Source organism: Arthrobacter sp. 05T444, from assembly GCF_056395905.1.
In genome coordinates this window covers 1-434 of record NZ_JBFTKK010000069.1, presented here as the reverse complement: position 1 = coordinate 434, position 434 = coordinate 1, and the positions used below count along the sequence as shown (strand labels likewise).

Annotated in this window: 1 protein-coding gene; it reads left to right on the top strand. The window is 64.7% G+C overall.

All coding sequences use genetic code 11. The features are described from left to right. A partial coding sequence (locus tag AC1DD3_RS22115; RefSeq protein ID WP_476882531.1) for a serine dehydratase beta chain occupies positions 1–434 on the top strand: 434 nt, incomplete at both ends.

The following is a 434-nucleotide window of genomic DNA, read 5'->3' as shown; positions in this document are numbered from 1 at the left end:
CGTCCGCTGACGATCCTGCCTAGGCACACCAACGGCATGACCTTCACGGTCTCCGACTCCGACGGCGGGGTGCTGCACACCGCCACCTTCTTCTCGGTGGGCGGCGGATTCATCGTCCGCGAGGGCGAGGAGGACGCGGCCCAGCAGGAGCTTGAGGAGTCCAAGAAGGAGCTTCCGCTGCCATTCCGGACCGCAGCGGAGCTGCTCAAGCACTGCCAGAACACGTCGTTGAGCATCAGCGACGTGATGCGGGTCAATGAAGAAGACAGCCGCACCGAAGAAGAGATCCGCGAAGGGCTTCTTCACATCTACTCGGTGATGGAGGGCTGCGTGGAGACCAGCCTCAAGCGCGAGGGGCTGCTGCCCGGCGGGTTGAAGGTCCGCCGTCGTGCTCCCGACTGGCACGAGCGGCTCCTGAAGGAAAGCCGGGACCA